The following is a 22,434-nucleotide window of genomic DNA, read 5'->3' on the forward strand; positions in this document are numbered from 1 at the left end:
GGTTATATTATGGTGCTTCTTAAAAAATGAAATCATCTGAAAAAGAAGAATGCATGTCATTCATTGTAATCGATCTTTTTTATGACAAGTATTAAATCGATTTTTATGATAAACTAATGATAGTTAGTTAAAATATCATGAATATTGGAGTGTAAAAATGACAGCATTAGAGAAAAAACTACAAGCCGAAGTCCTTAAAAACTGTGAATTAGCCGAAAAACAATGTGGATGTCAGATGACAAGATTTATTCAAACGATCGAGCGATTTGGAATTGTGAAAACAGCACAAGAAATTTTAAGAAAAAGAAGAACTTCAGATTGTTTTAATAAATTAGCTGAAGCAGGGCGTCTTGAATTGACGATGGAAGCAACAATCGTAAAAGCAGAATATGCAGAATTATTTACCGATGATCAAGTCAATGATTGTTACGAATTGTTATGTGAACATGGCTATTATTAAATCATAGTGAAAAAGATTATCTTCATTAGTAAGATAATCTTTTTTCTTGTTCTTTAAATTTATGAAAAGAAAAATGTTAGATAAAGAAGAAAAGATTCGTTTATTGGAATATTTCCTAGGAAAAGATGTAGAATGAGGGGCTATCTACATATGCGGTATTTTTTATTTTAACAAGATCATGATTTGCAATACTAAATACGATCAATGAAAATTCCGTCAATAAGATGTTTATTATAAAATGATAGAAATGAATGGTGAATGTTTTTATTGAGTGTGTTTATGAAATCTTTATGGTATGAATGTCATCAAGTTAGACAGAGGAGTGAATGAGCATGTTATTTACAATTGGCCAAGTGACTAAAATGTATCATCTTCGACATGATACGCTTAGATATTATGATCGAATCGGTCTATTAAGACCAACGGTAAGAAACGAAAACGGGTATCGATATTATACCATTCGTGATATTGAATTATTAGAGTTTATTTTATTAAGCCGTCAATTAAATATCCCTATTAAGACGTTAAAAGAGATTTTGGATAAGGGAAATATCGATGAATATATTGAACTATTTTCTAGTCATGAAACGTTTATCGAAGAGAAGATAAAGAGTTTAAATGAATTAAAAAAAGAAGTTGGACGATTTAAACAAAAAGCACTAGCGATGGGAAAGTTTCAAAATGTTCATTTACCAGATACCCTAATCAAAAAATTTATCGATAAAAAAATTCTATTTGTGAGTCAAAATGGGGAAGAATCGTTAGCAGAGATTGTTAAAAATCGAGATTTAATAATTACAACGAAAAAAAATGAAGCTAACGAATTAGTCGTGGATAGTAGCATCATTGGATTTGAACTTATGAAAGAAGAATCTGTTAATCAGAAGGAATATAAAAATTATTTAGAGTATCACCTTAAAGGAGAGTGTATTGTATTATCACGAAAAGATACTATTGAAAATTTAATTGATTATTTAAATGAAGCTATAAAAAAATATCAAATCACTTCTATTTTAAATGAAGCAGTTTTTCCGATCATTGAGTGTACATTTAATATGGTCAGAAGTGATGATAGTACAATTCACTTTGCTAATATTTATATTCCCACTCATTAAAATATCTCTTGACTCTAGAGTTACTCCATACTTTATTCTTTTCAAAGAATGAGTAGTTAGAGTGGAGGACATGAAATGCAAGACAATATTTTACATCATGAAAAAATTCCGAAATTATTTTTAACTTTTTGTATTCCGGCCATCTTATCGATGCTAATAGCAGGTATGCAAACGATGATTGATGGATTATTTGTAGGAAATATATTAGGATCAAATGCGATGGCAAGTATCAATATTGCTGCTCCGTTTATGCAACTTATTTTAGGATTAAGTATGGTTGTTAGTGTTGGAACGCAAAGTTATATGGGATTAAGAATCGGAGAAGGTAACGTTTCAAAGGCCCAAAATACATTTAAAACGTTTATTATCTTTATCGTAATCGCTGGAATCATCATTACGATACTAGGAATTGGATTTAATGAACAAATTGCTTTATTTTTAGGTGCTAGCGACGTTTTAAAAGAATCTGTTTGCCTATATATTAAAACAATTTCTATGTTTACGATTCCAATGGCTATTATGTTTTTGTTTGGGTTTTCAAATCGACTCATTGGGCATCCAGACTTATATTTTAAAGGAATGCTTTTAAGTTTAGTTTGTAACTTATTTTTGAATTACATCTTGATCGCTAAGCTGGATTTAGGAATTGTTGGGGCCGCCATCGCAACTGGAATGTCTTATTCGTCTGCTTTATTAATGGTAAGCCATCCGTTGTTCAGTAAAAAAAGTACCATCAATGTTTTTAGTGGAACGTTTGATCAAACGACGATATTACCTGTGTTATATAATGGTTCGTCTGAAGGGATTTGTTCATTATCTGCTGCGATTAGTGCCTATATTTTTAACATGGCATTTATGAATATAGCTGGTGAAAGTGGAGTAGCGGCTTTTACAGCTATTAATTATATCGGGCAGTTTGGTGTCTATGTTTTATTCGGCATTTCAGATGGAATTGGACCGATTATTAGTTATAGTTACGGTGGTAAACTTTATCATCGAGTGAAAGAAGCGTTAAAACTATCATATTTTGTTGGATTAGGAATTGGAAGTTTAGTGTTTATGACGTTATTTTTCTTTGGTCAAACTTTTATTGAATGGTTTATTAAAGAAGATCCACAAATTATTCATTTAGCGACTCAAGGAGCTAAACTGTATTCCATTGCTTTTTTCATGAATGGTTTTAATATTATTAATTCAGGTTACTTCACTTTTATCGGAGAAGCACTGAAATCGGTACTGATCGCAAGTAGTCGTGGGTTCATCTTTATTCTATTAGGAATCATTTGTTTACCAAAACTTCTTGGATTAAATGGAATTTGGTTAACGATTCCGTTTGCTGAATTTGTAACAGTTATTCTTGGAATTCTTTTGTTAAGAAAAAAAGTATCTAATTAAATAGAGATACCTCTCATTAAATAATGATATAAAAAAGCTCATCAACAAGGTTATGTTTGATGAGCATTTTTATTATGAATGATAACAATACACTATTTAATTGAGCTTGATTGAAGAAAGAATTTCACATGTTTATAATGATACGTTAATTTTGTAAAGTTAAATAACTGTCCAGATGATAAATATAGTTGTTGTAAGAAAATCATGGCGGGACTTGTCGTATCTAAATCCAGTAACTTAGCTACTTTTGAATCAAGTAGTTCAATATGAATATAGCTATCAGAAAAACCTAAATTTAAATTTAAAGCTGACGTTAAGTATTCAAAAATAGAGCGTTCAGCAATTTCTTTTGTTAAAAATGGAACAATGCTTTTTTTATAATAAGACTCTTCGTAACACATAATGTCGTCATTTAGATATCGAATTCGTTTAATCATATAAACTTCTTCATTAGGATCGCATTCAAGAGATTTTATTAATTCTTCATCGGGCCTAATGACGTCAAATTCTAATACTTTAGATGTGATATGAAAGTCTTTTAAAGAATTGGTTAAACCGGTCATAACATTTAAATCAATATAACCATTTCTACTTTTTTTTCTAACGAAGATTCCACTTCCTCGAACCTGATAAACAAGCCCCTTTAACACTAAAGATTCTAAGGCTTTAACAATCGTACTTTTACTAACCTGATAGTCTGCTGCTAAATTTTCAACGGTGGGTAACTTCGTTCCTTGAGGAATATTATTTTCATAAATATAGTTTTCTATTTCGTTTGCGATCTGTTCGTATTTCAGCATAAATTACACCTTTATTATGTTTTATAGTTATTTTTTTTCAGTATAGCATAATTCAAAATAAAAACCAATATCGCTAAATTTTGTAAAATTTAAACTGAAAACGCTTGAACAATTATACCGGTATAATTAAAATATAATCATACAATATTTTTTGTAAGGGTTTTTAAAAGGGGTTAATCTTTCAAAGTATTGTAGAGGGTTAAATTTGTAAAAAATTATGGAGGGATTAATATGTCCGGTTCAGTACGTGATTATGAGAAACTAGCAGTAGATATTATTCATGCTGTTGGAGGAAAAAATAATATTAGTAAGGCATCAAGATGTGCGACTCGTCTTCGACTGGTTTTAAAAGAAACACCAGCAAATGCTAAAGAGGAAGTATCTGCGCTAACAGGGGTTATCACTGTTGTCGAGAATAACGGACAATTTCAAGTTGTCATTGGGACACACGTAGGAAAAGTTTTTGATAAAGTAGCTAGTGAATTAAACTTAGATAGTCAAGCTTCAGAAGAAGATGCTCCAAAGGGAAGTGTTTTAAATCGAATCATTGCGACGATGTCTGCTGTATTCGCTCCATTCATTTATATTTTAGCAGCAGCAGGGATTTTACAAGGAGCGTTGATCTTAATTAACATGATTAATCCAGCTTTTGAAGCGACTGGAACATATGAAGTATTAAGTTTCATGTCATGGGCACCATTTACATTCTTACCGATTTTTATTGCGATCACAGCATCGAAACACTTCAAATGTAATATGTTTATTGCAATTGGTTGTGTTGCTGCATTAGTCAGTCCAACATGGGCAGAAATGGCGGCACGAATCGCTTCGGGAGAAAGTATTAAATTTTTAGGAATCAGCTTAGCTGAAACGACTTATACATCATCAGTTTTACCACCATTATTTTTAGTTTGGTTATTATCTTATGTTGAAAGATTTATTGAAAAAAGATTACCAGATGTCGTTAAGTCTTTATTTACACCATTACTTTGTATGCTAATCATGGTTCCGTTAACTATTTTAGCGATTGGACCGGTATCAGATGCTTTAGCGACAGCGATTGCGAATGCTTATAACACATTATATAATTTTGCACCAGTTGTTGCTGCAGCAGTCATTGGAGGATTATGGCAAGCTGTTGTTATTTTTGGAGTACATTGGGGAGTAACACCAATGTGTTTAGCAAATTATGATTTATACGGAATGGATACGTTCCAAGCGTTCCAAACGATGGCTGTTATTGCACAAACAGGTGCTGCTTTAGGGGTCTTTATTAAGGCAAAAAGCATGGCAACAAAAAATTTAGCTTTATCAGCTGGAATTACAGGATTATTTGGAATTACTGAACCAGCGATTTATGGAGTGACATTAAAATTTAAAAAACCATTTATTTGTGGATGTATTGCAGGAGCAATTGGAGCTGCTGTTGGATCATTCTTTAATATTGCATATTATGCGTATGCAGGATTACCAGGAGTCTTAACAGTGGTTAATGCGATTACACCAGATAATCCAAATTCAATTATTGGAATGTTAATTGGTGCAGCTATTTCATTATTTGGAGCTATTATTTTAGTTCAAATTGTAGGATTTGGAGAAACTGAAGAAGTTGAAGAAAAACAACCTGTTAAACCTGTTTTAATGGCAAATGATACAGAAGTAAAAAATCCATTAGCAGGTAAAGTAATGGCATTAGCAGATGTAAATGATCCAGTCTTTTCTTCAGGTGCTATGGGAAATGGAATTGCGATTGATCCAAGTGATAATAAGGTGTATGCACCATTTAATGGAACAGTGCTTTTCGTAGCAGAGACAAAACATGCGATTGGATTATGCTCAGAAGATGGAATTGAGTTATTAATTCATGTTGGAATGGACACGGTTAAAATGAATGGAAAAGGATTTAATTTAAAAGTTTCAGCTAACTCAACCGTAAAACAGGGAGATTTACTTTTAGAATTTGATCGTCAAATGATTGAGCAAGAAGGATATTCTTTAGTGACACCAGTCGTTATTACAAACAGTCACTGTTTTGAACAAAAGACGATTTGTGTTGAAGAAGTTGTTGAAAAAGGAAAACCAATTCTTAATTTAAAGAAAATGACAAATATGTAGTTAAATGAAGAAAAAAGGAGAAATAAGTTATGAATAAATTATCGAAAGATTTCTTATGGGGAGGGGCTTTTGCCGCTCATCAATTTGAAGGAGGATGGAATGCAGGTGGAAAAGGTCCAAGTGTTGTTGATGTCATGACAGCTGGAGCACACGGTGTTCCACGAAAAATTACAGAAACAATTTTAGAGGATACATTCTATCCCAATCATGAAGCGATTGATTTTTATGGTCGTTATAAAGAAGACATTGCTTTATTAGCAGGAATGGGACTTAAATGCTTAAGAACATCAATTGCTTGGTCACGAATCTTTCCTAAAGGAGATGAGTTAGAACCAAATGAAGAAGGATTAAAATTTTATGATGATGTTTTTGATGAATTATTAAAATATGGAATTGAACCAGTTATTACATTATCTCACTTTGAATTACCTCTTCATTTAGCTAGAGAATACGGAGGATTTAGAAACCGTAAATTAGTAGATTTCTTTGAGCGCTTTGCTGAAGTATGTTTTACACGTTACAAAGATAAAGTAAAATACTGGATGACGTTTAATGAAATTAATAATCAAATGGATACCAATAATCCATTATTCTTATGGACAAACTCAGGTGTTACTTTAACAAAAGATGAAGATCCAAGAGCGGTATTATATCAAGTCGCACATAATGAATTATTAGCGAGTGCAAAAGCAGTGATTAAAGGTCGTCAAATTAATCCAGAATTTAAAATCGGATGTATGGTATCACACGTTCCAATTTATCCATACTCTTGTAATCCAGAAGATATCATGGCAGCCGAAGAAGCCATGCGTGAACGTTTCTTCTTCTTAGATGTTCATGTTCGTGGACATTATCCACGTTATGCCTTAAAAGAGTTTGAACGCAAAGGATACGATATTGGAATGCAAGAAGGCGATGAAGACATCTTAAAACAAGGAACAGTAGACTATATTGGATTTAGTTACTATATGTCAACAGTTGTTAAGGCAGATGTTCATAATGAAAACGCTGAAGATGTTGTAAACGGTGCTTTATCTAATTCAGTTGAAAACCCATATATTAAAGCAAGTGATTGGGGATGGCCAATTGATCCAGTTGGATTACGCTATACATTAAATCGTATTTATGATCGATATGAACTTCCAATGTTCATTGTTGAAAACGGATTTGGAGCACACGATATCGTAGAAGAAGATGAGCAAATTCATGATACATATCGTATTGATTATTTATCAAAACATATTGCAGAAATTAAAAAAGCAGTCAACTATGATGGTGTTGAGTTAATGGGATATACACCATGGGGAATTATCGACTTAGTTTCATTCACAACAGGTGAGATGAAAAAACGTTATGGAATGATTTATGTAGATCGTGATAACGAAGGTAAAGGAACAATGAAACGTTTACGAAAAGATTCATACTATTGGTATAAAGAAGTTATTGCGACACAAGGCGAAAACTGCTAAGTCATAAAATATAGTAAAAGAAGGAATCACCTAATTAGAAGTGGTTCCTTCTTTTATAAAGATGAGTAGTTAAAAAGACAGGTAAAAGACTATAAGCAGAGGAGTGCAATGAGTGTTTATTTAGCTGAATTTATTGGAGTTAGTATCCTGATTTTTTTAGGATGTGGAGTGATTGCTGGAAATTCACTAAAAGAATCTGGAACATTTAAAGTTGGATCGTTAGCGATTAATTTAGTTTGGGGATTTGCGGTGGCAATCGCCATGTATGCGGTAGGAGATATTAGTGGAGCTCACTTAAATCCTGTCATTAGTGTGACACAAGCATTAAGAGGAAATCTAAGCTGGACACTTGTTCCGGGCTATGTTTTGGCACAAGTTTTAGGGGCGATGTTTGGAAGTTTTTTAGTTTATTTAGAGTTTTTACCTCATTGGGAAGTAACGGAAGATGAAACCGTAAAGCTTGATGTTTTTGTGACTTCACCACAAATTCAACATACGATGGGGAATTTTATCAGTGAATATCTTGTCACCTTTACGTTAATCTTTTTTCTGTTTATCCTTGATAAAAATCAGTTCGTAGAAGGAATAAAACCATTAGTGGTTGGAGGAATCATTTTTTCATTAGGAACTTGTTTTGGAGGCGTTACAGGTGCTGCTTTGAATCCAGCTCGTGACTTAGGTCCACGGTTAGCTCATTTTTTATTACCTATTCCGGGAAAAGGATCGTGTGATTTTGGATATGCATGGATTCCAATTACTGCTCCACTGCTTGGAGGAATTACAGCTACATTTGTTTATTTAGCTATTTATGAAAAAGTCATCGATGTAAGATTATTTGTGATCATGCTCCTAAATATAGTTGTTTTATCTTTAATCAAAGTCAACTCAAAAATTAATTTAAAAAAATTAAGTTTCATTAAAATGCATAAGTCATGATAACGATTTAAATTAAAATTTTTTGATCATTGAGTCATCTTTTAGGATTGAAAAATATTGATTGTTTTTTATAGAGTCGCTAAAAAACCATTCTCTTAATTTGGTGTAAGAGAATGGTTTTTTTTGTCTAATGTAAGAGATTTAATGTTTTATTATAAGTATATATTATAGAATTTATAATAATAATTTATTTTACTTATGGTTGCAATGGGATTAAACTATAACTGTGAAATTCATTAGGAGGTTTTGACATAATGAATAAAAAGAGACTGATTCAAAAATATAATCCATAACAGTAAAAATAAGAGTGACTTAGGCTTAATCAATCTATATGTTTATTTCATAGTGATTAAACATTTTAAACAATCTAATTTTTAGCTAATAATGACATGAGTTTATGAGATATAAGTTACTTGAGTCAATAGATATTAACGGTACAAAGTAGATTATAGGTTTAAGTCGTGAAAAAATAGACATCATAAGAATAGACCGTTACTTTAAGTAAGTATTGAAACTTAGAGCGGTTGAAATAAAGATTTTTAATAACTAGTTAGTTAGTATAATTTATTTCAATGTTAGTTTTATTATCTATCAACATTTCTAAAAAAATTGTCAAAAATAAAAGGAGATCAAATTACTTTGTAAGGTGATCGAAAGGAGACTTAACATATGTGTACAGCATTATCATTAACAGCAAAAGATGGTTCACATTTATTCGGTAGAAATATGGATATTGAATATTCATTTAATCAGTCAATTTTATTAACACCACGTCGCTTTGACTATAAAAATCGTGCAACAGGTGAAATGAATCAAACAAAGTATGCAGTCATTGGAATGGGAACCATTATTGATGAACATCCATGTTACGCAGAGCTTTTTAATGAAAAAGGATTAGCAGCAGCGGGATTAAACTTCCCTAACTACGCACACTGGGATGAAAAAGCGATCGAAGGAAAAACAAATATTCCTCCTTATGATTTAGTTTTATGGGTGACTGCAAACTTTGAAACTGTTCAAGAGGTAAAAGAAGCTTTAAAAGATGTTGTTTTAGTTGATGTTCCTGTCAATGAACAAACTCCAATTGCTCCTTTACACTGGATGATTTGTGATAAAACAGGTGAAAGTATCGTTGTAGAAAAAACAGTTAATGGTTTAAGTGTTATGGATAATAAAGTAGGAGTTTTAACGAATGCGCCAACTTTTGATTGGCATTTAACAAACTTAACTCAATACATGGGATTAACGTCGACACAACCAAAAGATACAACACTCGGAGAACAAGAATTACATCCATTAGGACAAGGGCTTGGTGCTTTCTCATTACCAGGAGATTATTCATCACCATCACGCTTTGTTAAAGCTGCTTTCTTACGTAATAATATCGATTATGCAAATGTTAATTACTCTGGAATCAGTGAATTCTTCCACATCTTAAATGGAGTGGCAATGGTTCGAGGATCAGTCGTTACTCCTCAACATTTAAATGACATTACGTTATATACATCTTGTATGGATCAAGAACGTGGAATTTATTATTATAATACTTATACAAATCATACGATTTCAGCTATTAATATGCATAATGAAGATTTAGACGCAAAAGAAATTAAATCATTTAAATTTAATGATGAATTTGCTGTGACTTTACAAAATTAATAAAAACTTGTTTATCAAAAATATGCTCCTTAAGTTTAAGGAGCATCTCTAATTAGTCATGTAGAAAGGTCGATTTTTATGGAACAAACAATCAGTAACTCATCAATAGATAGAAAAAAATATTTTATTATTTTTGTCTGTATGTTTATTCAAGCGATTCCTTTTGGAATTGCTCAAAATATTCAACCACTTTTTATTCCATATGTGGTTGAAAAATTTAATTTTTCATTAGCTTCTTTTAGTTTAATTTTTACATTTGGTGCAGTGGCAGCTGCCATTTTCTCACCATTTTTAGGGAAACTATTTGGAAAAGTTAATATTAAATTATTATTTATTATCGGGACAGCTTTATCAAGCTTAGCCTTTGTTGGTTTTGGTTTTGCAAAAACTCTACCTGAGTTTTATTTATATTCTGGAATTCAACAAGTAGGATGTGTCCTATTTTCAGGGTTAGGAGTTCCTTATGTTATTAATAACTGGTTTCCAAATAAAGGACGCGGGAAAGCATTAGGAATTGCCTTCTCTGGTGGATCAATCGGTAATATCTTTTTACAACAATTAACCTCACAATCATTAGCGACTAAAGGTCCTTCAGCGTCATATATCATGTTCGGACTTCTTTCTTTAATTGTTAGCTTACCTGTTATTTTATTCTTTATCCGCTTACCTAAAGAAGTAGAAGAATCTAAAAATGAAACAGAAGCAGTTAATCCTTTAGTTGAAGATGAAGGATTAAGTGCAGCAGAAGTAAGAAAAAGTAAATATTTTTGGATTTTTGTTGTGGGATATGCCATTATGGCGATTGCTATTTCAGCATTAAGTACACAATATGCGACTTACTTTACAGGAGAACTACATTTTAGCCCAACATTAGTTGGAACACTTGGTTCTGTCTTTGCGGCTTGTTGTTTAATCGGAAATATTGGTGGTGGAGTTTTATTTGATAGATTTGCAACTTTCAAAACAATGTTTATTGCCATGCTTTTACAAATTATTGCTATTCTCGCGATGTTATTAGCAGAATATATCCCAATGGCAGCTTTCTTATTTTCAATCGGTTATGGATTAAATGTTTACTCATATATGTCTGCCCCTGCTTTTATGGCAAGTGATGTCTTTGGTAAAAAAGAAGCTAGTGTTAAGCTTGGAATTATTAGTTTAGCATTTGCGGTTGGATTTGCTGCAGGATCAAGTTTATTTGGAATGATTGTAGATCGATCAGGTTTTACTGCTGCATGGATTACTTTACTCGGATGTACAATTATTGGATATTCTTTACTATTAACAGGAGTTAAAGGATATAAAAATAAATCGTTATCTTAGAATAATCAATCTTTTATTTGCGCATGTGTATAAGATATTAACTTAAAGCAAATATTTAAAGGTGTATAGTGATTTTTAATAGCTTCTCCTTAATATTGCTTCATATGAGTCACTCATACAAACTCGTAAAATAAAAGATAGGAATTATGAAGATGAAAATACTTTTAGAGAAAATCGGAAAATTACCAGTAGGTGTCATTGCAACGGCTATTGGATTAGTCACACTATCTAATATTTATTTTGCATTAGGATATACTTGGGTGAAGTATCTATCAGTTACTATGGCAACACTCGTTTGGTTAGCTGCCGTTTTAAAATTAATTTTACATTTTGAAAAAGTGAAATTAGAATATAAAGATGTGATTCCTGCTAGTTTATATGCTACATTTGCGATGTTGACCATGATTTTAGGAAGCTTTATTGCAGATTATTTTTATGACTTAGGAAAAACCATTTGGTTGATTGCAATTGGAATTCATCTGATTCATACTGTTATTTTTACCTATACCCATGTTATTAAAAGATTTGATAAAGAGTCTTTTATTCCTACTTGGTTTGTTACGTATGATGGATTACTTGTTTCAACTGTTGTTGGATCTCATATGCATGAACCGATCATTTCAAGAATCATTGTTTTATATGGTTTAATCATGTTTATTTTGATTATGCCATTCATGCTTTTTCGTATTTTAAAACGTCCATTAGCAGAGCAAGTCTATCATACAGCGGCTATCTTAATGGCGCCGGGCTGTTTGATATTAGTTAGTTTATTAAACGTATATGAACATCCTAATCCTAATATTTTATATGCCCTGTACGTCATTATTTTTAGTGCGTTTATTTATATTATTTATCATATTCCTCATTTCTTTCGTTTCTCTTTCCATCCAGGATTTGCGGGACTTACGTTCCCGATGGCTATCGGAACCGTTGCTACACAACGATTTAGTGCGTATGTCATTGAAAAACAGCACTTTGTCATAGGAGAATTCTTACACCAATTAACAGGAATTCAAATTTATCTAACAACCGCAATTATTGCGTTTGTTGTTTATAACTTTATTCGTATGATTGTCAGATCCTATCGAAGAGAATTAGCTAAATAGCATATTGCTTATAAAAGAAACTACCCATTTTGTGAATGAAACTCATAAGATGGGTAGTTTTTTATGATTTTAAAGAGATTAAGATTGTTTGTGCGGATCATTTTATAATTAATAAAATTTTAATATTATTAACAATTATTAACGATACATTTACATTCAGTTAATCTTTAATGATGAATTATAAAGTAATATGAGAGCATGAAGTATTGGAAAGGAGATTAGGCATGGAGAAAGAGAGTAAAGAAATAATGGTTGCTGCACATGCGGGATGTATGAATACTCAGTTAGATAGTTTAAGTTCCATTGAAGTAGCTCTAAAGTATCCTATTAGTATTGTCGAATTAGATGTTAGGTTTTTGAAAAATGGATGTCCAGTATTAAGTCATGATCCAATTAATGAAGATAAAAGTGATTATATTTCACTAGATGAGGCACTTAAAGTGTTAAGTCCATATAAACAAGTAAGTGTTAATTTAGATATGAAAGAGTTAAGTGAAATATCTATTATTAAACGACTGTTAGAAAAATACGACATGATGGAACGATCATTTTTGACAGGAATTGAATTTAAACAGATGGAAAACGTAAAACATATTGGGATTCCGTATTATGTTAATTTTCATTTAGACGACCTAAAATATCAGGATGCCGATTATGTTCGTAACATTCGAGATGAGATTTGTTCAACTGAGGCATTAGGGATTAACTTAAATTACAAAGAGGTCACACCTATGTTAGTTGATTTGTTTCATGAAAGTGGACGACTTGTTTCCGTTTGGACCGTTGATGAAGAAACAGAAATGAATCGATTAATTAAACTAGGGGTTGATTCCATTACTACAAATGAAATTGAAATATTATTAAATAAATTAAAGAAGAGAGAATATAAAATTGCATAAATAAGTTAGGAGAATGAACGATGATCACAAATAATTATCCAGTATTATTTATTTTTGGATTAGTTGTATATATTGGAATAATGATTGCAATCGCTTATTTTAGTAGCAAAAAAGGAAGTACTGAAGGTGAAGGTTATTTAATGGGCGGGCGCAACATTGGATTATTATTGTTAATTGCGACGTCAGCAGCTACTGCTATTGGAACAGGAACGTCCGTTGGAGCAACAGCTAATGGATTTAGAAGTGGTTGGCTTGGAGCTGTTTATCCATTGGCAAATGCTATGGGATTAATTACAGTAGCTTTTTGTTTTTCACATGTGCGAAAGTTCAAATTTAGAACATTGTGTGAAGAATTACAGTTTTATTATGATGGTAGTCATACGATGCGAAAGTTTATGTCTGTTATCATATTTGTAGTTTCAATTATTTGGGTTGGAAGTGCCATTAATGGAGGAGCAAATTATTTATCATATTTGATTGGAATGCCTTTATTACCAGCTAAAGTGATGACTGTTTTTGCCTTTGCTATTTACGTATTTATTGGGGGATATATGGCAGTTGTTTATACGGATGCTATTCAAGCTATTCTTTTATTTACAGGATTTTTATTTATTGCGTTTATGGCGATACCAGCTGCAGGAGGCTTTGAAAATATTGTGGCAACTTATCAAGCGGCTGATAAAGCAGGAGCATTAACGTTATTTGGAATTGGTGAGTTAGGATTTAATTCAGTCTTATCGATTGCTTTAGCTTCATTTTACGGTGCGATGGCAGGACCAACTGCACACATGCGCATTTATACGGCTAAAAATCAAAAAACTGCAAAACGTGGTATTTTAGTTGCAGCAATCGTTGTTGGCTGCTTCTCTATTCTACCAGCTATTGTGGGAATGTCTGGTTTTACGTTAGCAACTATGAACGGGGCTGATCATGTGTTAGCAAATCCAGACTTTGCATTCTCATATATGGCAACAACTGTATTCAACCCAATCATTGGATTATTATTTTTAATTGCAGGGTTATCAGCTATTATGTCATCAGCTGATTCGGATGCTATTGCAGGTGTCACAACCTTTTTGACAGATATTTATGTGTTAATTTTTAATCGTCATGTCAAAGACGAAGATATTCCAAAATATTCTCGTATTTTATTAGTGATTATTCTTGTTTCTGCATTTGTAATGACAATCTTTGCTACGGATGTTATGAGTTATATTAGTAATGTTATTGGATCATTAATGCCAGGTATTGGAGTGGCCTTACTGTTAGGACGTTTTTGGAAACGTGCTACTTGGCAAGGAGGAATTGCAACTATTTCGATTGGAATTATTTTCGGAATTTGTTATTTACTAATTACTCCATTCAATACGTGGGTGGTGAACGTTTTTGGAGGACCAGCTTTACCAGTGACATTATTAACTTTTGTGACAGGAGTTGTCGTGAGTTATTTAACACCAAACCCAGTTCATTCAGAGCAAGAGCGTGTTCAATTAGTCATGTTATCACGTGAAGCTGAAGAACAAAAAATGAATCTAAAACCATTAAAAGCCTAGTGTTAACTAGGCTTTCATTTATGACTTAAGGAGTTTACAAGATGATATTATTAAAGAAAAATATTAAATTGACAAAAGATTTTTCAGAAAAAGATTATTTTACTTCATTTAGTGTTCCAAGAGGAATTAAAAAAATAAGTTTATTATTTAGTTATTCTCCTGATCAAGTGACCGATCGTTCCTTATTTTCTCAATCAGTAAGCGAAGCCATAAAAAAATACTATGGTGAATTTGATGGGAAGTTAGATCAACTTAAAGTAGAGAATTTTGATACCATTAAAAATTTGTTAACAATCTCTCTTGATTGTAATGGAAGATTTATTGGTAATCGTCATAAGTGGGAATCTAATCAAACAATTGAAATTTCTAAGAATAAAGTAACCCCAGGTTTTATTTCACCTCATATGATTGAAGGTGAGTGGGGAGTAACTATACATTGTCATCAAATTTTTACAGAATTAGTGAATGTTGAGTTAAAGGTGGTGGGGGAGTATGATGAAGTGGCATGCGGTTGAGTTACATACACATACTTATCATAGTGATGGGGATTTTACGTTAGATGAGTTAGTTGAAACGGTACAATCGTTAGATTTTAGTGCCGTCTGTTTAACGGATCATAATACCTTTTCAGGCTATGATGAGTTTGAAAAAGCCTTACAGAAATATCAGTTTATTGGAGTTAAAGGGATTGAGTGGACGACTTATTTTGGACATCTTTTAGTACTAGGAGAAGAAGGGAAATGTGATTGGCGTCAATCAAAGAAGAATAATCTAGATGCTTCTTTAAGAGCGATTCATGAAAGCGGAGGGATATCGGGTATTGCTCATCCTTATGCACTTTCAACTCCAATCAATACGGGATATGATTTTCAATTTAATATTGAAGATTATTCTCTGGTTGATTTTATTGAAGTTTGGTCACGTGATTTTCCTGAAGGGAAAGTTCGAACAATTAGAGCATTTAAACTGTGGGAAGAAAAGTTAAACCAAGGTTATAAAATTACAGGAACAAGTGGGCGCGATTATCATCGAGCGGACGGAATACCAGTTAGTTATGGAAATACCTATATTGGAATAGATATTCAACAAATACTAGATTCAACACAGATTGTGAAGGCTATCAAAAAGGGAAGAATAGTCGTAACATTGGGACCATTATTAACGGCTCAAATCGAGAAAAATGATCAAGTTTATGAAGTGGGGGATGTCATTAATCCAGGAAGATCATTGATTAAAATTCAAATAGATAGTAAAAAAAATATCGGTAAGTGGCAAATCTTTGATATAAAGCCAAAAGAAATTAAATTCATTCATAACGGCAAAATTATTTATGAAACTAATTATGAAGAAGAGCACGAGATTCTACTAAATCTTGAAAAGGGATGGTTAAGAGTAGATTTGATAGGAGAATATTTAGGAGTAGAAAATTCTCGATTAGCTTTTACTAATCCCTTTTACATTGAATAAAGGTAGAAATGAGTGGTTATCACATCATTTTTTAATCATCACAAAAATAAAAATTATTGAAAGGACTATAAATTGAAAGAACCATTATCTAAGATCATGTTAACTCTCAGCTTAGGTAATGGTTTTTATCTTTAAACGTATAGTGATAGTTGTCTCAATAATGGGTCAATTGGTAGTAAGTACTTAAATTAGTTAATTCTAGTTATTATTACGGTATTATCGTAGAATAAACTAGCATAACATGTTATGATTTAGTTAGATATTAAATTATAAGCTTTATATACTAGAAGCTTCAAATCCGATATAGTTTACTTGTCTATTCGAAAGATACATAAGTCCAGATAAATTTTCTTCAGAGAAAATTTTTAGCTGGACTATAGAATGTCTTGATAAGTCAAGTAATCCTTAGTTTTGATAATAAACATTAGATGTCAAATACTGATCAGTTTCTACTATGAAAATAAATACAAACTCTCTCTACGAAGGCGACTTTGAAAAGACCTCCTCGTGTAGGTCTTTAAAATAAGGGATAAAGGCATACAAAAATGAAAGGCGCATCTTGTCTTCCTTGTTTAATCTATTATGGTAAAACTAGAATCTATCAAAAGGTCGTTCACTTTCGTTTATGGTGGTGCCCTCGAGGCGTGAGGGTCTATATAGATGAACAGTATGTCATCAGTTGAGCTAATTATACAATAAAAAGTCATTAAGATGAATGATGAGTAGTTAATGGTAGTAAAATAATAGTATGTTAGAAAAAGTAATCAATTGAGATTGATTAGAAGGAGGAAAAAATGAGTCAGACAATGGGTTTAAAATCACGTAATGAAATTGAAGAGGAGTCTAAGTGGAAGATTGATAAAGTTTATGCAAGTGTAGAGGCTTGGGAGCATGATTTTCAATACTTAAAGGAACATGCGCCTCAACTAAAAGAGTTCCAAGGACGTCTTGGAAATATCACTGATTTAAAAGCATACTTAAAGGTACAAGAGGAATTATCGCGATTATTAGAGAAATTATATGTTTTCGCTCATATGAAGAGTCATGAAGATACATCAAACTCTGAATTCCAAACGTTAGTGAATAAAATTGATCCATTCATGGCTGAGTTTTCAAGTTATAGTGCCTTTTTCACACCTGAAATTTTATCACTTGAAGATGGAACGATTGAAAAGATGATTGAAAGTGATGACGAATTAAAGGTATACGATACATTCTTTAAAGTCTTATTAAAAGAAAAGCCACATATTCTTTCTAAAGAGATGGAGGAATTATTAGCATCTGCCTCTGATTGCTTAGGTGCTCCAGAAAGTATCTATTCCATGTTAACAAACGCTGATTTAAGTTTTGGAAAAATTAAAGATGAAAATAATCATGAAGTAGAATTAACAGAAGGAAATTATAGTTCTTTTATTAAAAGTAAAGATCGCCGTGTGCGAGAAGAAGCTTTTAAATTATTATTTGGAACGTATAAACAATTTGAAAATACTTTAGCAACTAGCTTAACAAGTTCTTTAAAAACATTCATCTTCTATGCCAAAACGAGAAAATATGCTTCATCTTTAGAAGCGTCATTAAAACCTAATGATATTCCAGTAGAAGTCTATAAAAATGCGATTGAAACAATTAATCATCAATTAAAATCACTTCATCGCTATGTAGAGTTAAAGAAAAAATTATTAGGCTTAGATGAGATGCATATGTATGATTTATATGTTCCAGTGATTGATGTTCCTAAAATGCATATTGAATATAATGACGCCGTTAAAATGGTTAAAGAAGGATTAAAGCCACTCGGTAAAGAATATTTAGAAATCTTTGATGAAGGAATTCATGAAGGATGGGTAGATGTTTATGAAAACAAAGGGAAAAGAAGCGGGGCATACTCATGGGGAAGTTATGATACAATGCCTTATGTCTTATTAAATTATAATTATGAGTTAAATGACGTTTCAACACTTGCTCATGAAATGGGACATTCCATTCATTCATATTACACAAGAAAAGAACAGCCATATGTGTATGGAAACTATACGTTATTCTGTGCTGAAGTAGCATCAACAACAAATGAGATTTTACTGATCAGCGATTTAATTAATAAAGAGCAAGATAAAAACAAAAAATTATATTTAATCAACCAAGAACTTGAACAAATTAGAACAACGGTTTATCGCCAATTAATGTTTGCTGAATTTGAGTTAATCACACATGAAACGTTAGAGAATGGTGGTTCACTCACTTCTGATGATTTAAATCAAATTTGGTTTGACTTAAATAAAAAATATTTTGGACCTGAGATGATTGTAGATGAAGAAATTCAAATTGAATGGGCAAGAATTCCACACTTCTATAGTGACTTCTATGTTTACCAATACGCTACCGGCTATGCCGCAGCATCAGCTTTTGCTAAATCGATTTTAGAAAATGGTGAAACGGCTGTTGAAAAGTATAAAGGATTCTTAAAAGCAGGAGGATCTTTATATCCAATTGATACATTGCAACAGGCTGGAGTAGATATGACAACACCAAAACCACTAGAAGCGACTATTGAGAGATTTAATGAATTACTTGATATGTTAGAAGAGTTAATTTAAAGAATAGAAAAATTTTGAAAATAATAACTGAATTAACAGATTAACAGTTTACAATTAAAAATCGGGATGATATATTTTTTAAGCATTAATTAAATTAAATTTAGGTATTCCTGAGAGAGTAGTTTGCATAGAAATATGTGGTTAGGTCAACATATTAACTTTGGTCTGATCTAATCTAAAAAAACGAGACTCATGTATAGCTTTTTTAGCTATATGTGATCTCGTTTTTTTGTTGCAACTAAATTTAATAGCTGAAATGGGAACGGTTATATTTTCAATTTTTGCTTTTAGTGCTTTATTTAATGCCTTTAAGTGTCGTGAGTTTGGAACAGATAGTATCATTCCAAACTTTATGAAAAATAAATTAGCGATTAAAGTGATCTTATTGACAGGAGCTATGCAAATTTTATTTACACAAATCTTTAATGCATTCTTCAACTCAGTGCTATTAAGTTTTATCATGTGGATAAAAGTTTTAGCTTTAGCTTCAATGATCATTGTAGTTAATGATTTAGTTAAATTTATTCTAAGAACAATGAAAAAGTGAGAGTTGAAAAATTAATTCTTATAAAGATTTTATTGAGAAACATAAAAGAAGCTAACCAGTGGGTTAGCTTCTTTTTCTATATAAAAAGTGATTATCGCGCGTTAAAGATTAATGTTTTAAAGCAGGAATTTGAATTTGTAGAGGATAGTCATCATTATTTAAGTAAGCCTCAAACGTATAAATAGGTTGATAGTATCCTTTTGTATCATAAAAATAATTCAACTGACAATCCGTAATCACTAAATGATCACCAGAAACTAAGTCGTTATAAACATAAAAGTTACCGTTCATAATCTGCTCAAAAGCCTCTTGTTCAGAAATAATATCCACTTGTTTTACATAATGATTAGTAACGATAGCGAATAAGAAATCATTAGGTACTTTTTGATCAGAAGGCGTAATCATGACCATACCTGTCTGAAAATCTTGATTGTATGAAGACAAGTCACTAGGAGCTGACACATCCCAGCGAAGAATAGATTCATCTTGTAACGAATAAATCGCTTCACTTGGAATTAATTCATACTTCTCCATGAACGCTTGGTAATCATTTTTTAATGAATCCAAATGAGTCGTATATTTTTGTTCAACCTCCCATGATGGATTCGTTAAGGACCATGATCCATCTCTTAAAAAATAAGTTAACTGATATTGATGTTGATTTGAATCAGTCAGAATAAAAGTACGGTTATGATTATCAATGACCATACTTCCTTGTTGAGTTAGTCCAAATTCATGTTGTAGTAATTTTGCGACTTCTTTTGCTTTTTCAACATTATGCACAGCTTCATTGACATAAATAGCTGCAGTGGATTGATTTTCACTAAGATCGGTTTCTAGATTAACAGAAATATGGTCCATGTTTTGTTTCTTATCTGGAATAATAGATAAATTACCAAACTCTTTAGTTTCATAGACAATAAAGGCTGAGCCAATTAAGCCAACAAAAGCTAAAGGAATCATTAACGCCTTAAAGATTGACGATAAAACAAAACGCTTTTGCTTACGACAATCTAAAATAGCCATCATGAAAAAGTAGCCCACTAAACTTCCGAGTGTATTGTGGAAAAGATCGTCTAACTCGAAAATTCCAAGATGAGTCACCCATTGGAAGACTTCAATTAAGAGAGTGACGGAAAAAGAAACAATAAATGTGGGTAAAAATCGTTTGAATTTATCACTATAAAGGGGTAATAGGAACCCTAACGGTGTAAACATCAGCATATTAAAAGTAATTAATTGGAACTCTTTTAAAGACCATTGATTCCAAGCATTTTTGTATCCGCTAAAAAGATTTAAATTAATCATGTTTGAATAGTTGGCTCCACGACTAAATGAAGTTAAACCTAAAACAATCACGAGCCAACTAATTAATAAAAGAAGTGTAGTTGATTTAGCAGAAAAACCTGGTTTTGTTTTTTTAATAAACTTTTGATAAAGTAAATAAGCAATCACAAGCGTCGCTAACACGATGCACGCTAACAAAATCCAAGGAATTAATCGATATATAATTGTCATAATATCCATGTATAGCTCCTCCAAAATCTAATTTATTAACAGTTATTCATTATACTGAGAAAAACTTAAGAAATTATCATCATAAATCTTAAGATTTTCTTAATAAATAAAGATCTATAAATCTTAAAGTAAGCATTAAATCCTTCTTTCCTAAAATCTATATTTCCCCGGAAATCTACAAATTAACTTTTAAATGAAAAGTGGCCAATTAAGAAAAATCAGTCTATTTTTAGAATACATATCACGTAGATTAGCACAATATAAATAAAGTTTAAATGATTTTAGGAGGCATGAAATGAATCGCAAAGCAATGATTAAGGTTTTTGTATTCGCTATGTGTTTGATCACTTTTTTCTACATGAATACAATGAGTGGTCAGTCTATGATCACAACAGTCAAATCGTCACCTAATCAGCTCTCTTCAATGGCGAGAATTACATTTAATCCAAATGTCAGTGTGATGGATCCAAATTATGAGAATGTCACACTTGAACAGGTCAATCAAATGGCTAAACTAGACGAAGTACAAGAGGTAGAATACAGTTTAGATTTTGTGTTATATAATCAAGAGTTGAAAAATCCGTATGAAAACGAATCTACATTATTTAATCAATTTTTCGTTAGAGGTGTTTCAAGCTGTCATTTTGCTCTTTTAAAAGAAGGGGTGATTCTGCTAAAAGAAGGCCGAAGTTTTAATGAAGAAGAGTTAATGAAAACTAACTTTGAAAAAGTACCTGTTTTAGTTTCAGAAGAATTTGCGAATATTAATCATCTAACAATTGGTTCCAATTTCTCTTTAGATAATAATGTCTACTTTATTCCATTCACGAATGAGGATTTGGATTTAGCCAAGCTTTATGTAGATAGTAACTTAGTGACTAAGGAAACTTACGAATTTAAAGTGATCGGCATATACACTCAAAATGAAACAGATGAGGTTCCTGAACTTTCAAATGAGATTTTTGTTCCTGAAACATTTGTTGAATATGCCCGTAACTTCTATTTTGACAATGCTCATAATGCTCATAAAAAAGTATATCAAAATAAATCATGGTGGGCTGAAATAGAAAAGAACTATCAATTCAATCTTCTTAATCAAAAAGCAATTACAGCATTGTTCATTTTAAAAGATGGAGCTAACTGGGATGACTTTGAAGCCAAAGCGAATGAAATTATAATGCCAAGTCATCAAGTTAAAAGAATTAGAACTATAAAAGGAGTGTGGGACTATTAGTTAACCAAAGTGACACCCTATAATAAAAAAACATATCTAAATTCAGAAGATCTTTCTGTTCTTAGATATGTTTTTTATTTGAAAGTTTGACAGGTGTAGCTGTTTTAGAGAGAGAATTGACACGCCCTGTAAATTTAAAAGATCCATTAATCTGGGAGTTTATGGAATGAATAAAACTTGTTATAGTAATAATGATGTTTACTATAAAAAACAGCCTTTAGCTGTTGTATGTATTGTTACAAGT

The 22,434-nt window shown here is 31.7% G+C and carries 18 protein-coding genes; 16 read left to right on the forward strand and 2 right to left on the reverse strand.

Annotated elements, in window-relative coordinates; genetic code table 11:
• Nucleotides 1–157 precede the first annotated feature (157 nt).
• The 3 genes from JRC48_RS12235 (at nucleotide 158) to JRC48_RS12245 (ending at nucleotide 2,970) form a co-directional block, all read left to right on the forward strand.
• Nucleotides 158–460, forward strand: coding sequence for a hypothetical protein (locus tag JRC48_RS12235; RefSeq protein WP_235069767.1), 303 nt, complete (start codon nucleotides 158–160; stop codon nucleotides 458–460).
• 332 nt (nucleotides 461–792) lie between these two features.
• Complete coding sequence (locus JRC48_RS12240) at nucleotides 793–1,575, forward strand: MerR family transcriptional regulator (protein ID WP_235069768.1); 783 nt, start codon at nucleotides 793–795, stop codon at nucleotides 1,573–1,575.
• A 75-nt stretch (nucleotides 1,576–1,650) separates the two neighbouring features.
• Complete coding sequence (locus JRC48_RS12245; RefSeq protein ID WP_235069769.1) at nucleotides 1,651–2,970, forward strand: MATE family efflux transporter; 1,320 nt, start codon at nucleotides 1,651–1,653, stop codon at nucleotides 2,968–2,970.
• A gap of 92 nt (nucleotides 2,971–3,062) precedes the next feature.
• Here the strand turns inward: JRC48_RS12245 and JRC48_RS12250 are convergent, their stop codons facing one another.
• On the reverse strand, nucleotides 3,063–3,770 hold the full coding sequence (locus JRC48_RS12250) for a GntR family transcriptional regulator (protein WP_235069770.1): 708 nt from the start codon (nucleotides 3,768–3,770) through the stop codon (nucleotides 3,063–3,065).
• 231 nt (nucleotides 3,771–4,001) lie between these two features.
• On the opposite strand from JRC48_RS12250, the gene JRC48_RS12255 reads away from it, so the two are divergent.
• The 12 genes from JRC48_RS12255 to JRC48_RS12310 all read left to right on the forward strand — a co-directional run bounded on the left by JRC48_RS12255 (nucleotide 4,002) and on the right by JRC48_RS12310 (nucleotide 19,438).
• Nucleotides 4,002–5,885 carry a beta-glucoside-specific PTS transporter subunit IIABC gene (locus JRC48_RS12255; protein WP_235069771.1) on the forward strand — a complete coding sequence of 628 codons (1,884 nt, stop codon included), beginning with the start codon at nucleotides 4,002–4,004 and terminating at the stop codon, nucleotides 5,883–5,885.
• 29 nt (nucleotides 5,886–5,914) lie between these two features.
• Nucleotides 5,915–7,354, forward strand: coding sequence for a 6-phospho-beta-glucosidase (locus JRC48_RS12260; RefSeq protein ID WP_235069772.1), 1,440 nt, complete (start codon nucleotides 5,915–5,917; stop codon nucleotides 7,352–7,354).
• A 108-nt stretch (nucleotides 7,355–7,462) separates the two neighbouring features.
• Nucleotides 7,463–8,290: an MIP/aquaporin family protein gene (locus tag JRC48_RS12265; RefSeq protein ID WP_235069773.1), complete on the forward strand. Its 828-nt coding sequence runs from the start codon at nucleotides 7,463–7,465 to the stop codon at nucleotides 8,288–8,290.
• Between the two features lie 669 nt (nucleotides 8,291–8,959).
• The gene (gene bsh / locus JRC48_RS12270) at nucleotides 8,960–9,949 is read left to right on the forward strand and encodes a choloylglycine hydrolase (RefSeq protein ID WP_235069774.1); all 990 of its coding nucleotides are present in this window, start codon (nucleotides 8,960–8,962) and stop codon (nucleotides 9,947–9,949) included.
• A 78-nt stretch (nucleotides 9,950–10,027) separates the two neighbouring features.
• Nucleotides 10,028–11,272, forward strand: coding sequence for a conjugated bile salt MFS transporter (locus JRC48_RS12275; RefSeq protein WP_235069775.1), 1,245 nt, complete (start codon nucleotides 10,028–10,030; stop codon nucleotides 11,270–11,272).
• 152 nt (nucleotides 11,273–11,424) lie between these two features.
• Nucleotides 11,425–12,378: a TDT family transporter gene (locus JRC48_RS12280; protein ID WP_235069776.1), complete on the forward strand. Its 954-nt coding sequence runs from the start codon at nucleotides 11,425–11,427 to the stop codon at nucleotides 12,376–12,378.
• A 224-nt stretch (nucleotides 12,379–12,602) separates the two neighbouring features.
• Nucleotides 12,603–13,277, forward strand: a complete 675-nt coding sequence (locus JRC48_RS12285) for a glycerophosphodiester phosphodiesterase (protein WP_235069777.1) — start codon at nucleotides 12,603–12,605, stop codon at nucleotides 13,275–13,277.
• A gap of 20 nt (nucleotides 13,278–13,297) precedes the next feature.
• Entirely contained in the window at nucleotides 13,298–14,830 is a 1,533-nt protein-coding gene (locus JRC48_RS12290; RefSeq protein ID WP_235069778.1) for a sodium:solute symporter, read from the forward strand.
• A 41-nt stretch (nucleotides 14,831–14,871) separates the two neighbouring features.
• Nucleotides 14,872–15,345 carry a hypothetical protein gene (locus JRC48_RS12295; protein WP_235069779.1) on the forward strand — a complete coding sequence of 158 codons (474 nt, stop codon included), beginning with the start codon at nucleotides 14,872–14,874 and terminating at the stop codon, nucleotides 15,343–15,345.
• Nucleotides 15,323–16,297 (forward strand): CehA/McbA family metallohydrolase, encoded by a 975-nt coding sequence (locus JRC48_RS12300; RefSeq protein ID WP_235069780.1) that lies wholly within the window; start codon nucleotides 15,323–15,325, stop codon nucleotides 16,295–16,297. Before JRC48_RS12295 ends, JRC48_RS12300 begins: the two co-directional genes overlap by 23 nt.
• Nucleotides 16,298–17,091: 794 nt before the next feature.
• A complete protein-coding gene (gene pepF, locus JRC48_RS12305) occupies nucleotides 17,092–18,891 on the forward strand; it encodes an oligoendopeptidase F (protein ID WP_235069781.1) in 1,800 nt (599 codons plus the stop codon).
• Between the two features lie 229 nt (nucleotides 18,892–19,120).
• Nucleotides 19,121–19,438, forward strand: coding sequence for a cation transporting ATPase C-terminal domain-containing protein (locus JRC48_RS12310; RefSeq protein ID WP_235069782.1), 318 nt, complete (start codon nucleotides 19,121–19,123; stop codon nucleotides 19,436–19,438).
• A gap of 108 nt (nucleotides 19,439–19,546) precedes the next feature.
• Here the strand turns inward: JRC48_RS12310 and JRC48_RS12315 are convergent, their stop codons facing one another.
• Nucleotides 19,547–20,965 (reverse strand): VanZ family protein, encoded by a 1,419-nt coding sequence (locus tag JRC48_RS12315; protein WP_235069783.1) that lies wholly within the window; start codon nucleotides 20,963–20,965, stop codon nucleotides 19,547–19,549.
• A 286-nt stretch (nucleotides 20,966–21,251) separates the two neighbouring features.
• Here JRC48_RS12315 and JRC48_RS12320 point away from each other — a divergent pair, with 286 nt between their 5' ends.
• Complete coding sequence (locus tag JRC48_RS12320; RefSeq protein ID WP_235069784.1) at nucleotides 21,252–22,190, forward strand: hypothetical protein; 939 nt, start codon at nucleotides 21,252–21,254, stop codon at nucleotides 22,188–22,190.
• Nucleotides 22,191–22,434 lie beyond the last annotated feature (244 nt).

The sequence above is a fragment of the Turicibacter sp. TJ11 genome, assembly GCF_021497505.1.
GTDB lineage: Bacteria > Bacillota_I > Bacilli_A > MOL361 > Turicibacteraceae > Turicibacter.